The sequence below is a fragment of the Streptomyces nymphaeiformis genome, assembly GCF_014203895.1.
Lineage (GTDB): Bacteria > Actinomycetota > Actinomycetes > Streptomycetales > Streptomycetaceae > Streptomyces > Streptomyces nymphaeiformis.
This window is the reverse complement of sequence record NZ_JACHJY010000002.1, coordinates 353,117-368,672: the sequence shown is the minus strand read 5'-3', so window position 1 is coordinate 368,672 and position 15,556 is coordinate 353,117. Positions and strand designations below refer to the sequence as shown.

At 74.0% G+C, this 15,556-nt stretch carries 6 protein-coding genes; all 6 read left to right on the top strand.

All coding sequences use genetic code 11. From position 1 onward, the window contains the following. Positions 1-80 precede the first annotated feature (80 nt). The 6 genes from GGE06_RS07575 (at position 81) to GGE06_RS07550 (ending at position 15,532) form a co-directional block, all read left to right on the top strand. Positions 81-1,451, top strand: coding sequence for an MFS transporter (locus GGE06_RS07575; RefSeq protein ID WP_184930339.1), 1,371 nt, complete (start codon positions 81-83; stop codon positions 1,449-1,451). Beyond that, positions 1,448-2,521, top strand: a complete 1,074-nt coding sequence (locus GGE06_RS07570; protein WP_184930338.1) for an acyl-CoA dehydrogenase family protein — start codon at positions 1,448-1,450, stop codon at positions 2,519-2,521. The genes GGE06_RS07575 and GGE06_RS07570 overlap by 4 nt, the downstream gene beginning before the upstream one ends. Positions 2,522-2,651: 130 nt before the next feature. Further along, positions 2,652-3,866, top strand: a complete 1,215-nt coding sequence (locus tag GGE06_RS07565) for a Kelch repeat-containing protein (protein ID WP_184930337.1) — start codon at positions 2,652-2,654, stop codon at positions 3,864-3,866. Positions 3,867-3,882: 16 nt separating this feature from the next. After that, positions 3,883-5,106 (top strand): Kelch repeat-containing protein, encoded by a 1,224-nt coding sequence (locus GGE06_RS43640; protein WP_184930336.1) that lies wholly within the window; start codon positions 3,883-3,885, stop codon positions 5,104-5,106. Further along, on the top strand, positions 5,103-6,248 hold the full coding sequence (locus tag GGE06_RS07555; protein ID WP_184930335.1) for a Kelch repeat-containing protein: 1,146 nt from the start codon (positions 5,103-5,105) through the stop codon (positions 6,246-6,248). The genes GGE06_RS43640 and GGE06_RS07555 overlap by 4 nt, the downstream gene beginning before the upstream one ends. A 38-nt stretch (positions 6,249-6,286) precedes the next feature. Then, positions 6,287-15,532, top strand: a complete 9,246-nt coding sequence (locus GGE06_RS07550; RefSeq protein ID WP_184930334.1) for a Tc toxin subunit A-related protein — start codon at positions 6,287-6,289, stop codon at positions 15,530-15,532. Positions 15,533-15,556: the final 24 nt, after the last annotated feature.

Genomic DNA, 15,556 nt, shown 5'->3' with positions numbered 1-15,556 from the left:
CCGCTGCCCGGGACCGGGCAGCGGGCACCCGCACACTCCCCACACCGCTCACCGTTCCCCTACCGCACCCGGGAGTCAGCGTGTCCCCGCACACCCCCGAGAGATCCTCCGACCCCGCCCTGCTGCGCAGGGTGGCGCTGTCGAGTCTGCTCGGCACCGTCATCGAGTACTACGACTTCCTGCTGTACGGCACGATGGCCGCGCTCGTCTTCGGCGAGCTGTTCTTCCCCGAGTCCGATCCCGCCGTCGGCACGATCGCCGCCTTCGGGACCCTCGCCGCCGGCTATGTGGCGCGCCCGCTCGGCGGCGCCGTCTTCGGTCACTTCGGCGACCGGCTCGGCCGCAAGTCCATGCTCGTCCTCACCATGGCCCTCATGGGCGTGGCGAGCTTCCTGATCGGTGTCCTGCCGACGTACGGGACGATCGGCGTCGCCGCTCCCGTGCTCCTGGTGCTGTTCCGCGTCGTCCAGGGCGTCGCCATCGGCGGCGAGTGGGCCGGCGCGACGCTCATGGTCGTCGAGCACGCCGACCCCCGGCGCCGCGGCCTGTGGAGCGGCGTGATGCAGATGGGCTCCCCGATCGGCTTCCTGCTCTCCACGGTCGCCGTCACCCTCGCCTCGCTGCTCCCCCGCGCGTCCTTCCTCGCCTGGGGCTGGCGCGTCCCCTTCCTGTTCAGTGCGGTACTCCTCGGCATCGGGCTCTACGTCCGCGTCAGCATCAGCGAGAGCCCGCTCTTCCGGCAGGCGGCGGAGTCCCGGGACGCCGGGTCGGCTCCCGGCGTCCCGCTGGCGCAGGTGCTGCGCAGGCCCCGCAACCTCGTCCTCGCGTGCGCCGTCGGCATCGGCCCGTTCGCCCTGACGGCGCTGATCAGCACGTTCATGCTCACCTACGCCACGGCCATCGGGTACGCCACCTCCGAGGTGATGACCGGGCTCCTGTTCACCTCGGTCACGGGCCTCGTGTCCATCCCGCTGTTCTCCGCGCTCTCCGACCGCGTCGGCCGCCGGGGCGTCGTCCTCGGCGGTGCCGCCGGCGTCGTGCTGCTCGCCTTCCCCGTGTACGCCCTGGTCGACGCCCGCTCCCCCGCGCTGCTGATCCTCGGCATGGTGATCGGCCAGGTGGTGCAGTCCGCGATGTACGCGCCGCTGGGACCGCTGCTCTCGGAGATGTTCGGCACCCGCGTCCGCTACACCGGCGCCTCGCTCGGCTACCAGCTGGCCGCGCTGATCGGCGGCGGCTTCACCCCGATGTTCGCCGGCAGCCTGCTCTCCCGCTCCGACGACATCCGCAGCACCCCGCTCGTGGTGCTCGCCGTGGTCTGCGGGCTCGTGACCGCGCTCGCCGTCTGGCGCACGGCCGAGACCCGGGGCCGGGACCTGTCGGACGAGGACCTGTCGGCACCGACCGAGCGGCCCCGTACCCGTCCGGCATCGAGAGGAGCACAGGCATGAGGCTGACGGAGGAACAGGAAGAACTGCGGTCCGCCGTGCGGGCCGTGCTCGGACGCCACGCGGACGGCGCGGCCTGGCGGCCGCTCACCGAGCAGATCGGCGTCGCCGGCCTCGCGGTCCCCGAGGAGTACGGGGGCGCCGGGTACGGGGCCCAGGAGGTCCACGTGGTGATGGAGGAGCTGGGACGGGAGCTCAGCCCCGTCCCGTACCTCGGCTCCGCGGTGCTCGTGGCGGGCGCGCTGCTCGCCTCGGACGACGCGGCGGCCTGCGCGCGGCTGCTGCCGGATCTCGCCTCGGGCGCCGGGGTGGGCGCCCTGGCGTGGGCCGAGCTGGGTTCGTGGGACCCGTCGGCCGTACGGGCCGAGGCCGCCCCCGGGCCCGGGGGGAGCTGGCGGATCACCGGCGCCAAGGAGCACGTGCTCGACGGCGCGGAAGCCGGTGTCCTGCTCGTGGCGGCCCGTTCCGGAGCGGGGGTCTCGCTCTTCGAGGTGCCCGTGGACGGTACGGGCGTGGACCGCGAGGCGGCCGTGACGATGGACTCCACCCGGGCGCAGGCGCGGGTGGTGCTCACGGAGGCGGAGGGCCGGCTCGTCGGAGCCGAGGGGGCGGGCGACCGGATCCTCTCGCACGTCCTCGACCTGGCCTGCACGGCACTCGCCGCCGAGCAGGTCGGCGCCGCCTCCCGCTGCCTCGACGTCACGCTCGCCTACGCCGGGGAGCGGGTCCAGTTCGGCCGGACGATCGGTTCCTTCCAGGCGGTCAAGCACCGTCTCGCGGACGCGTACGTCCTGGTCGAGTCGGCGCGGTCGGCCGCGCTCGGCGCGTCCCTCGCCGCCGCCACGGGCGACCCGGAGCTGAGCCGACGCGCGGCCGCCGCCAAGTCCGCCTGCTCTGAGGCGTTCTCGACGGTGGCGGGCGAGATGATCCAGCTGCACGGCGGCATCGGCATCACCTGGGAGCACGACGCCCACCGCTACTTCAAGCGGGCGCACGGCTCGGCGCAGCTCTTCGGCCCCCCGGCGTGGCACCGCGCCCGTCTGGCGGCCGACTTGGGCCTGATCGCGGTCTGAGGACCGCACGGAGGCACCCACGTCACCCATCCGTCCGGAGTGATCGTTTCTTCCTACTCCGGACGGATGACCTGGTGTGTTCGCGCCCAACTCCCCGGGGAGGAACGCCCCGACGAGGAGGTGCGGCATCGTGTGGGAACGGATGCGCCCGCCGCGGGTCCGCGGCATCCGGGACGGGACGTCGCCCGCCGCGACGGGGATCACGCCGGGCGTGTGGCAGTCGGCTGCCGACATGCCGTACGCGGGGTTCTGGGCCCAGCCGTCCGACGCGGCGGCCGTCCTCCGCGACGACGAGGTCCTGATCGCGGGCGGCGAGGACGGGCGCCGGCTGCCGACCGACGGCAGCATGGTCCTCACCGTGTCGACCGGCGTCTGGACGTCCACGCCACCGCTGCGGCAGGCCCGCCGGCTGCACACCCTGACCCGCCTGGAGAACGGCCAGATCCTCGCCGTCGGCGGTATCGGAGCGGGCCCCGGAGTACCTCCCGTCGGCCTGGCCACGGCCGAGTTGTACGACCCCGCCGGCGGCGGCTGGGTCCCCGTCGGAGGGCTCTCCGAGGGCCGCTTCTCCCATTCGGCGACCGCCCTGAAGGACGGCCGTCTGCTCGTCGCCGGCGGCTGCACGGCCCGCGACGACCACTCCCTGCGCACCCTGCGCACCGCCGAGCTGTACGACCCCGGCACCCGGCGGTGGACGCAGGTGCGCGCCCCGATGACCGACGCCCGGTTCGGGCACCCGGCGGTGCGGTTCGACGACGGCCGGGTGCTGCTCGTCGGCGGGGCGCTCGCGGTGGGGCGGGGCAGTTACGCGGCGCTCGGCCACTGCGAGCTGTTCCGGCCCGGCGACGCCACCTGGACGCCGACCGGCACCCTCGCCACCGCCCGCAAGGGCCATCAGGCGACCCTGCTCCTCGGCGGCGGCGTGCTCGTCACGGGCGGGGACATGCGGGGCTTCCGGGACGAGGACTGGGCCTACGACCCGTACAGCCAGTGGACGACCGAGCGCTACGACCCGACCGCGGGCACCTGGAGCGCCGACAGCGACATGCCGTGGGGGCGCAGTCATCACCGGGCGGTGCGGCTGAAGTCGGGCGCCGTGCTCGTGCTCGGCGGCACGGACGACTCCTCGCTCGCCGTCGGCTACCAGAACGCCGTGCTGTACGACCCGGGCGCCCGCGCCTGGTCCGACGAGTTCCCGATGGCCGAGGGCCGCTGGGCCCCGGCCGCGCTGGCCCTGCCGGACGGGCGGGTGCTCGTCCTGGGCGGTCTCACCCACTCCGGTGCGGCGGCCCCGGTGCCGGGCGAGGACCAGGTCACCGCCGCCACCGAGATCTACACGCCCTGATGCGCGAGGAGTGGCAGTGCGCGACCTACTGGCCGGCGGAGCGGGCACGGCCGCGGGCACGGCATCGGCTCCGGCCGGGCACGGCCTTGCCGTGCGGACCGGAGGGGGCGGCTGGACGGCCGCCGGGGACCTGCCGGTTCCCCTGGTCTACTGGCACGGCCAGTACGAGGGTCCGGTCACCCTCGAGGACGGCCGGGCGCTCGCCGCGGGCGGCGCGGGCCCGCTCCTGGTCTCCCTGGACGACTCCTGCGTGTACGAGCCGGGTCCCGGCTCGTGGACGGTGACCGGGTCCCTGCTCCTGGGCCGGCGCCTGCACTCGCTCACGGCGCTCCGCGACGGCCGCGCGCTCGCCGCCGGGGGTGTTCCCGGACGGCAGGCCTATCCGCAGCCGACCGTCGGCCACGCCGAGCTGTTCGAGCCCGGCAGCGGGACCTGGCGGGCCACGACGGAGATGACCGAGGCACGCAACGGGCACTCGGCGACGGTGCTCGACGACGGACGGGTCCTGGTCGCGGGCGGCCAGCGGCCGCGCTCCGCCCACGACATGCTCACCCTCGCCGGCGCCGAGGTCTTCGACCCGGTGCACGAGACCTGGACGCCGACGGGCGCCATGACCGTGGCCCGCTGGGGCCACGCGGCGGTGCCCCTGCCCGGCGGCCGCGTCCTCGCCGTGGGCGGCATGGTCGCCACCACGCGGTACGGCGCCTCCCCGTCCCTCGGCCTCTGCGAGGTGTACGAACCGGGGAGCGGCACCTGGCGGCCGACCGGGTCGCTGCGCGAGGCCCGCGCCCTGCACCAGGCCGTGCCCCTCCCCGACGGCTCCGTGCTCGCCGTCGGCGGGGACCCCGGCCGCTCCTCGGACGACGCCCGCTTCCACCCGTACAGCCTGGCGAGCACCGAGATCTACGACGTGGCGACGGGCGTCTGGCGCCCGGGGCCGCCGCTGCCGTGGGGACGCTCCTACCACCGGGCGGCGGCGACCGGGGACGGCGTGCTGGTCTTCGGCGGCACCGAGAGCGCCTGCCTGCACACGGGGTTCGCGAGCACGCTGCGCCTGCGGGACGGCGCCGGGCGCTGGGAGGCCGCGGGGCCCCAGCTCACCGGCCGGTGGTCGTTCGGGGCGACCGTGCTCGGGGACGGGCGGGTGCTCGCGGCCGGCGGCGTCTCCCGCATGGACGCCGCCGCACCCCGCGCCGGCGAGGGCGTCCCGGCCCGCTCGGCGGAGGTGTTCGCGCCATGAGCCGAGGGCAGTGGGCACCGGCCGGCGAACTGCCGTGGGAGCGGAACCTGTTCGGAGCGGAGAGCGCCGCGGTACGGCTCAAGGACGGGCGGGTCCTGATCGCCGGCGGCGGCGACGAACGGCTCGGCCCGCAGGACGGGACCGCGCTCTTCGACCCGCGCGCCGGGGCGTGGACCACGGCGGCACCGTTGCGCGAGGCGCGGCGGATGCACTCGACCACCCTGCTCGCCGACGGACGCGTCCTGGTGACCGGCGGCTCCGGCAGGGCGTCCGGCTTCCCCGTACGACCACTGGACAGCGCCGAGCTGTACGACCCCGCCGAGCGGAGCTGGTCGGACGGCGGGCGGATGGGGCAGGCGCGCTGCGGGCATTCCGCGACCCTCCTCCCGGACGGCCGGGTGCTCGTGGCCGGCGGCACCACGGCCCGCTCCGCCGACAGCGAGCGCTCCCTCGCCTCGGCCGAGGTCTTCGACCCGGCGTCGGGGCTCTGGGCCCCCACGGGCTCCATGACCGACGCCCGCTCCCTCCACCCGGCCGTGGCCCTGCCCGGCGGCGGGGTGCTCGTCGCGGGCGGCTGGGCGGCGACCCGGCGCGACTGGCGGACCGGCGCGGGGCTCGCGTACTGCGAGCGCTACGACCCCGCCACCGGCCGCTGGACGGTGACGGGCGGCTTCTTCGCGGCCCGTACGGGACACCGGCTCACGACCCTGGCCGACGGGACGGTCCTCGCCACCGGCGGGGGCGACCCCGACGCGGGCACGCAGGGCCGCCCCGACCCGTACAGCCGGGCCACGGCCGAGCGCTACGACCCGGCGACCGGCACCTGGAGCCGTGAGGCGGACATGCCCTGCGGCCGGGCGCTGCACCAGGCGGTGCGCCTGCCCACCGGGGAGGTCCTCGTGATGGGCGGCACCGACGACGCGCTGGGCGAGGCCGGTTACCGCAGCACCGCCCGCTACGACCCGCGCTTCGGGACCTGGACGGAGGGGCCGGGGATGGCGGTCGGGCGGATCGACTTCGCCGCGGCCGTCCTCGCCGACGGCCGGGTCCTGGTCGCGGGCGGCTCCGTGCGGACCGGACCGGCCGCCCCCTCCGGCTCGTTCCTCCGTCTCACCCGCACCAGCGAACTGTTCACCGCGTAATCGCTCGCCCCTCCCCCACGGCACAGAGGAGTTCCGCCATGACCGAAGCGACCGCCGGCCCACCCGACTCCGCCCCACCACCGGTCCGGCGCCTCGTCACCGGCACCGTCACCGAGGACGGCCGCCCTGCCGCCGCCGGGACCCGGGTCGCGCTCACCGCCCGGCGGCTGCGGTCCACGAGCGGGCTCGGCGAGACCCGGACGGGCGGCGACGGCCGCTACCGCCTGGAGTACGAGGCGCCGGCCGAGCCCGCCGGTCTGGTGGTGAGCGCCTCGTCGCCCGACGGCCGGTCGGCCGAGGTCTCCTGCCCTGCGCCGCGCGCCGAGGAGACCCTGGACGTCGCCCTGCCCGCCGACCCGCGCACCGAGTACGCCCGGGTCCTCACGGCGCTCGCACCGCTGCTCGACGGCACCGATCCCGCCGGACTCACCCCCGAGGAGGCGGGCTTCCTCGGCCACGCCTCCGGCGTCGAACCGGACCGCGTCCGCCTGGTCGCCGCGGCCGCCCGGCTCGCGGCCGGCACCGGGCAGCCGGCGGAGCCGTTCTACGGGCTGCTCCGCCGGGGCCTGCCGGACGACCTCGCCGAGCTCGCGCTGCGGCGGACGAGCGCGGTACGGGACGCGCTGACGGCGGCGGCGGAGACCCGTCTGATCGACTCGGCGGACGGGGCAGAGGAGCTCGTCGCCGCCGTGCGCGCCGGCCAGCTGGGCGCTGAAGGACGTGCCGGGTCCGTGAGCAGCCCTCGCACCACCGGAGTGGACAGCGCCGCGAGCGTCGACGGCGCCCGGCCGTCCGCTCTCGCCCGCCTCTTCACGCTCACGATCCCGGACCCGGAGGTGCGGCAGCGGCTCTTCTCCGCCCACCTCGACCACGACGGACCCGAGGACCGCGCCCACGAGACCCTCCTCACCGTCGGCGCGCCGCCCGCGACGATCGAACGCCTGTCTCTGGCCCTTGAGTTGAGCAAAGTGGCCGACGGGCACCCCGAGCTGGTCGGCGCGCTCCTCGACCGCTTCGACAGCGGGGAGCTCGCCCACCCGCGCGAGCTCGTACGGCTCGACGGGCACTGGGAGGGCCTCGTCGCGGAGGCGGGCGGCCCGCCGCACGCCAGTCCGCCGGCCTTCACCCCGGAGGAGTACGCCGACGAACTGCGCTCCCGCGCCGAGCGGACGTACCCGACCGCGTACGTCGCCCATCGGCTCGCCACCGACCCGGCACCGGACACCGCCCCCGCCGCCCGCTTCCTGGCCGCGAACCCGGACTTCGACCTGGTGAGCACCCCGGTCGACGCCCGCAGCGTCCCCGACGAGGAGGCCCGGCCCGAACTGGCCGCACTCCAGCGGGTGTACCGGGTCGCGCCGCGCTTCGACGCGGTGCGGGCGCTGCGGGACGAGGGGTTCTCCTCCTCGGCCGCCATCGCGGGCGTGGCCCGGGACACCTTCGCCGCGCGCATGGCGGAGCACCTCGACGAGGCCGAGGCCCACGCGGTGCACGCGCGGGCGCTGCGGGTGCACGCCGCCGCGGTCAACCTGGTGGCGGACCTGCGGACGGCCGGCCAGTTCGAGGTGCCGTGGCTGCCCCGCGTGGAGGAGCACGCCGATCTGGTCCCGGACTGGGGGGAGCTGTTCGGCTCCGCCGACTCGTGCGCGTGCAAGGAGTGCCGCACGCTCTACAGCCAGCCCGCCTATCTGGTGGACCTGCTGTACTTCCTCAAGCGGGCGCCGAGTTCGGGGACGATGGGCGAGCTGGGCGAGAGCCCGATGGCGGACACGCTGTACGCCCGGCGCCCCGACCTGTGGCACGTGAAGCTCAGCTGTGACAACACCGACCTGACGCTCCCGTACATCGACCTCGTCAACGAGCTCCTGGAGAACGCGCTCGTCCGGGACCCCGCCACCGGGGACGAGGTGCGGCAGAGCAGCGGCGACTCGGCGCATCTGCGCATCCAGCCCCAGTGGACCAATGAAGGCGCCTACAACCGGCTGGCCAACGCCGTGTATCCGTGGTCGCTGCCGTACGACCTCTGGGCCGACCGCGCCCGCAGCTACCTCGGCCTGCTCGGGGTGCGGCGCGAGGAGCTCATGGCGACCCTGCACCCGGCCGACGCCGACTCGGTCGAGGTGGTCGCGGAGGGTCTGGGCATCACCCTGGGCGGCCTGCGGATGATCACGGGCGAGTCCACCGAGCCGGGCCGGACCCTGGCCGCCTTCTACGGCAAGCCCTCCGCGATGCCGCCGCAGGAGCTCCTGAACTCCGTGTCGACGGTGCGGGCCATGATGGACACCGCCCAACTGGACTATCCGGACCTCGAGTCGGTGCTCGACACGCGATTCGTCGATCCGGACGGGACGCTGCACGTCGTACCGACCGATCCGGACCACCCGTGCGCCACGGAACTGCTGCGGATCGACGGGCTCACCACGGACACCCTCGACCGGCTGCACCGCTTCGAGCGGCTGCGCAGGGTGCTCGACTGGCCGGCGCACCGGCTCGACCGGGTCATCGCCACCTGCACGCCGGGCGAGCTGACCGCGACGACGCTGTCCTGCCTGGTCGCCGTGCGGCGGCTGTCCGAGCGGTTCGGCCTGCCCGTGGAGCGGCTGCTCTGCCTGTACGGCCCGCTGGACACCCGTCTCTACCGCACGGGCGACGATCCCTCCCTCTACGACCGGCTGTTCCTCGACGACGCGGTGGTCGCCGGAGTGCCGGGCGGCCGCAACCCGTTCACGCTGAACGCGGCCCGCACCGAGGTCGACAGCCCGGGCGATCTGCACTCCTATCCGCTGTCGGCCGCTCTGCTCGGCATCCTGGAGATCACGGACGCCGACCTGGCCGTGATGCTCTCCGGACCGCACGCCGTGGTCGCCGACACGCGGGTGACGCTCGCCAACCTGTCGGCCCTGGTGCGGACGGTGACGCTGGCCCGCGCCGTGCGGCTGCCGGTCGCCGACCTGCTGCGGCTGTTCGAGCTGCGCGGCGGCAGTCCGCTGCGGCCCGACGGGCGTCCGGCGCCCGGGGCGGTAGCGGCCGGCGAGACGGAGCTGCCGGCCGGCCGGCCCGTACGCCTGAGTCCCACGCCGGTCGACGACCCCGGACGCCGGGAGTCATCGGCGGGCGCCGGGGGTGCGCTGGGCGAGCCGCCGGCGGCCGCGGACTCGGCGGCCCCGGTGCGCGCCTCGCTCGCCGACACGGCTCGGTTCGCCGACGAGGTGGAGGCGATCCTGGCCGGCGGGACGACCGTGGCCGAGGTCGACGCCGTGCTGACCGCGACGACCGGGCCCGAGGGCTCGACCGTACCGTCGGACGCCACGCTCGGCTCCGTGCTCACCGGGCTGCGTGCGGCCCTGCGGGCGGTGTCCGAGCAGACCGCGCAGACCACGGACGACACGGGATCGCTGACAGGGCGTCAACTCTCTCTGCTCGGTTGGGAGCCGGCCCGGGTGGAGCAGGCGGTGGCGACGCTGCTCGGCACGGCCGTGTACGCGGTGGAGGTTCCCAACGACGTCGGTTCCCGCCCGTATCCCGCGGATCTCCCCGTGCGCTTCGAGCCCGGCTCCGACGGGCAGGGCCTGCTCCGGTTCACCGGGCCGATGACGCTCGCCCAGCGGGACCGGATGTACGCCCTCGGCTCCGGCGAGCTGTGGGGGATCTACGTACGGAAGCTGTTCGCGGGGCCCCGGGACTTCGTGACCACCCGGATGAACGCCTACCGGATCCCGCTCTACCGCACGCCGCTGACCGCCATGCCGGCCGATCTGGTGCTGCCGCCGGAGCTGGTCGGCAAGGTGTTCCACGATCCTTCGGCGGGGACGCTGTGCTCCCTCGGTCATCGCAGTCAGGACGAGATCGACGCGCTGTCCGCCGCAAGCGGCGACGAGGACTTCCAGCGCGCGGTGCACCTGCTCCAGGGCGTGCAGGGCGAACCGATCGAGGGCGAGAACAAGTTCCTGGACAGGTCGCACGCCGATGCCCTCTTCGACGAGCCGCAGTCCCCGGCCGACCGCTTCCGGCTGGTCCTCTCGGTGCTCCTCCCGGAGCTGCGCCGGCGGATCGGCGAGACGACCGTGAAGCTCCAGCTCGGCCAGGCGACCGGGCTCGACGCGGCCTCGGCGGACGCGCTCCTCGGGACGTGGCTGCGGGCCCTGTCCGTGCCGGGTCCGCTGGTCCTGGACTTCCTCGATCCCGCGTTCGTCGACAGCGACCCGGCGGTGGCCGTCACGCGCACCGGCTTCCCCGTCCAGTTCACGGCCCTGGCGCTGCTGCACCGGGTGGCCCTGGTGCTGGCGCGGCTGCGCGTCACGGGCGAGGAGCTGCCGTGGGTGATGGGGTACGCGACGGGCGCCGGCTGGCTCGACCTGGCCACTCTGCCGCCGGCCCGCGTCGAGGGCGCGTCGCCGCTCTACCGGCCGTTCGTCCGGCTCCTCGACCTGCTCGCGCTGCGCCAGACGGTCCCGGGCGGCTCGGACACGCTGGGGGCCGTCCTGGCCGCCGGTCACGAGCCGGGAGCGTTTCCCTACCGCGTCTTCGACACCCTGAGCGCGCGCACCGGGTGGGACCGCGAGGACGTCGAGGTGCTGTGCACGGGCAGCATGCTGGGGATCGGCCTGCCCGGTGAGCTCGGGGACGAGCGGGGCCTCGGCAAGCTGCGGGCGGCCTTCTCGCTGCTGCGCCGCCTGGGGGTGTCGGCGGCGCGTGCCCTCGCCTGGATCCCGTCGTTGCTGCCGATGGACATCGTGCAGTCCGTGCAGATGGCCGCGAAGGCGCGGTTCTCGCCCGAGGACTGGCTGACCGCCGCCGTGCCGGTGGCGGACGCGCTGCGCGAACGGCAGCGGGCGGCGCTCGTGTCGTACCTCGTCGCGTACCCGCTGACCACCAGCGTCGGATTCCCGTACTGGAAGGACGTCAACGGCCTCTACGACCACTTCCTGCTCGACGTCGAGATGGGCAACTGCCGGCTGACCACCCGGATGGCGCAGGCGATCAACACGGTCCAGCTGTTCGTCCAGCGGGTGCTGCTGGGTCTGGAGCCCCGGGTGCGGCCCGGGGACGACGAGACCTGGGAGCAGTGGGAGTGGATGAAGCGCTACCGGCTGTGGGAGGCCAACCAGAAGGTCTTCCTCTACCCGGAGAACTACTTCCAGCCCGATCTGCGGGCCGGTGCCTCCCCGCTCTTCACCACCCTGCGCAACGAGCTGATGCAGAAGGAGGTGGTCGGCGACAACATGGAGGAGGTCTACCGCGGCTACGTCGACCGGCTCGACTCGGTGGCCCGGCTCCAGCCGTGCGGGATCGTCCACGACCTGTCCACGGGCGTGGAGGTGGTGCACCTGTTCGCGTGCACCGAGTCCGCTCCCCGTGTCTTCCACCACCGCACCTGGACCAGGAACCGGACCACGTGGACGCCGTGGGAGAAGATCGAACTCGACATCGACACCCCGGCCCTGGTGCCGGTGGTGTGGAACAGGCGCCTCCATCTGATGTGGCCGACGTTCGTCAAGGTGGGGGACGCCAAGGCGATCACGACGCTGCCGGATCCGATGAAGGCGGACTCGGCGATCGAGGCGCCGTCCCCGTACTGGAAGATCCAGCTCAACTGGACCCAGTACGCCAACGGCGCATGGCAGCCGAAGCGGATCACGCAGGACACGATCACGACGCTGAAGTGGCCGCAGAGGTTCGAGGAGGACGAGGCCAACCCCTTCCAGAACACCGGCCCCTACCGCCTCTACCCGCAGGTCGACCCCGTCAGCGGGGAGCTGACGGTGTGGAGCGTCCACAACTTCGCCAGCTTCGTCAACCCCGATCCGGCGAGGGGGACGGTCTCCGGGGCGTTCCGGTTCGGCCGGCGCACGGGGGCGGTGAGCACCGTCCCGACGCTGTTCGTCCACGAGGACGATCCTCAGCACAACAGCAGGGGCCAGCGGTTCATCGCGCCGACGGACACCCAGAACATCAACAACGAGTTCGTCCAGCACCACCCGCCGAACCTGCCGGCCGGGTATCGCGACCGTGTCCACCTCCCCGAGCTGACCCAGTTCTGGGGCAGTGACCTGGTCCTGGCCAATCCGCAGGGCGACCACCTCTTCCGGATCCAGCTGCCCGTCAGCTTCGTCTCGCCGTCGGGCTGGTTCCTGGACTCCGGCACGGTCACCGACGGTGCCCGCAGCTACCACGTCACCGCGGACACCCGCACGACGAAGCCCCGGTTCCGGTTCACTGCGATGTACCACCCGCACGTCGAGCTGTTCACGCGGCTCCTCGACGAAGGCGGTACGGAAGCGCTCTTCGACCGGTCGGTCCAGCTGGACCCCGGTGCGAAGTGGCCGCTGTTCGACTTCGCCTCGTACCAACCCCAGGACAGCGTCTCCCCGGAGCGGCCCTCCGAGGCGGAGGTGGACTTCACGCCGGAGGGCACCTACGCCGACTACAACTGGGAGCTCTTCTTCCACATCCCGCTGCTCATGGCGCAGCGGCTGAGCGCCAACCAGCGTTTCGCCGAGGCGCAGCGGTGGTTCCACACGATCTTCGACCCGACCTCGCGGTCCGGCGGCGAGGCGCCCGCGCGCTACTGGATCACCAAGCCGTTCTTCCAGCAGGAGGACTACCAGCGGGACCGGATCGAGGACATCCTCAAGCGCCTCGCCGAGGGCGACGACGGCGAGCGGCGCCGGGTCGAGGAGTGGCTGGCGCATCCCTTCCAACCGGACGTGATCGCCAAGTTCCGGACGACCGCCTACCAGAAGGCCGTCGTCATGCGGTACCTGGACAACCTGATCGCCTGGGGCGACAGCCTCTTCCGCGAGGGCACCCTGGAGGCCGTCAACCAGGCGACACAGATGTACCTGCTGGCCGCCGAACTCCTCGGGTCCCGGCCCGTGTCCGTACCGCCGCCGAACGAGCCGGCACCGCTGAGCTACGCCGAGCTGCGTTCCCGGGGCACGGCGGCGCCGGACCCGGTGACGGCGGCGGAGCACCTGATCCCGGCGGGCGGGACCGAGGCGCCTCCGACGCGGATCGCGCCCGGCCTCGGGCTCGGCTGGCTGACGTACTTCCGCATCCCGCCCAACGACAAGCTGCTCGGGTACTGGGACACGGTCGAGGACCGACTGTACAAGATCCGGCACTGCCAGGACATCGAGGGCGTCCAGCGGGCGTTCGAGCTGTTCGGCGCCCCGATCGACCCGGCCCTGCTCGTCGGCGCGGTGGCCTCGGGCGCGGACCTGGCGTCCGTACCGGAGGATCTGGGCGGGCCGCTCCCCCACTACCGCTTCACCACCATGGTCGCGAAGGCCAGGGAGTACACCGCCGAGGTCAAGTCCTTCGGGGCGCTGCTGCTGTCCGCCCTTGAGAAGCGGGACGCGGAGGCGCTCGCCCGGCTGCGCTCCAGCCACGAGACCTCCCTCCTCGACGCGGTGCGCGAGGTGCGGCTCGCCCAGGTCACCGCGGAGGCCCACGCGGTGGCGGGGCTGCGGCAGGCGCGCGAGGCGGCGACGAAGCGGCAGGACTACTACGGCTCGCGCCGGAAGATGAACGCCGGCGAGAAGGTGCACGAGGCCCTCACCTGGACGGGGATCGGAACCCAGTCCGTCGCGGCCGTCATCGACATGACGGTGAGCGTCATGCGGCTGCTCCCGGAGCTCAAGCTCGGCGTGCCGACCACCCTCGGTGCGACCTGGGGCGGCACCAACCTCGGCGAGGCCCTCAAGGGCCTGTCGGGTTCGCTCTCGCAGATCGCCGGCACGTTCCACTCGGGGGCCTCGCTGGCGGCGACGCTCGCGGGCTACGAGCGGCGCTCGGAGGACTGGGACTTCCAGAAGGGCCAGGCCGACTCGGACGTCGCGAACTTCGACGCGCAGATCGCGGCGGCGGTCGTCCGCCACGAGAACGCCCGCCGGGAGCTCGCCAGCCACGACCTCCAGGCCGCCCACACCCGGGAGGCGGACCGCTTCCTGCACGACAAGTACACCGGCCAGGAGCTGTACGACTGGATGGTGGGGCAGCTGTCCACCTCGTACTTCCAGGCGTACCAGCTGGCGTACGAGACGGCGAAGCGGGCCGAGCAGGCGATGCGGTACGAGCTGGGCACCGACGGCCCGCCGCTCGTCCGCTTCGGCCACTGGGACACCCTGCGCAAGGGCCTCCTCGCGGGCGAGCGGCTCGCGAGCGACCTGAACCGGCTCGACGCCGCGTATCTCGCGGAGAACGCCCGGGAGTTCGAGCTGTCGAAGGCGGTGTCGCTGGCCCAGCTCGACCCGAACGCGCTGCTGTCCCTCAAGGAGACCGGCAGCTGCTACGTGTCGCTTCCGGAGGCGCTGTTCGACCTGGACACGCCCGGCCACTACCTGCGGCGGATCAAGACGGTGAGCTTCACCGTGCCGTGCGTCGGCGGGCCGTACACCAGCGTGAACCTGACGGCGACGCTGCTGCGGAGCAGTGTGCGGACGGACCCCCGGCTGCCGGGCAACCGCTATGCGCGGCAGAGCCCGGACGGCCGCTTCCGGGACTACGCGGGCCCGATCCAGTCGGTGGTGACCAGCAGCGGCCAGGACGACAGCGGGCTCTTCGAGACGGGTCTGCGCGACGAGCGCTTCCTGCCGTTCGAGGGGGCGGGCGTCATCGGCGAGTGGCGGCTGAGCCTGCCGCAGGAGTTCCGGCAGTTCGACTACGAGTCGATCGCCGACGTCGTCATGCACCTGCGGTACACGGCGCGCGACGGCGGGTCCGGCCTGGCCGACCGGGCCGTGTCCGAGCTCCGCGACGGCCTGAACGGCTGGCTCCACGCGCACGGCGGCAAGGGCCTGCTGCGGGCGTACAGCGCGCGGCGCGAGCTCGGCGACCAGTGGTACCGGTTCGTGAGCGGGGCGAGCCCGACGCTGCGGTTCCCGGTGTCCAAGCGGTGGTTCCCGCGCCTGTTCGCCGACGACGGCATCGAGCTCGCCGATCCGACGGTCGTCCTCGTGCTCTCGACGGACCTCGTCCCCGACGGCACGAAGCGGTACGTGGACTGCTACGGGAGCGGGACCACCGACCTGAGGGTGACCCTGACGCCCCCGGGGGGCGGCGGCACCCCGTCCACGCTCAGCGCGGACCCGCAGCTGAAGGGCCAGCCCCGGGCCCGCTTCACCGACGCCGGCGGGCGGGTCGCCGAACACGACGAGGACTGGCTGCTGACCGTCCCGGTGCAGGGCCTCGACCCGCTCCTGCGGAAGGACGGCGGGCTGAACCCGGACGCGGTGGTGGACGTGCTGCTCGTGTGGGAGTACGAGGTGACGCGGGTGGCGTGAGCAGGGACGAACGGGGGCCGCGCG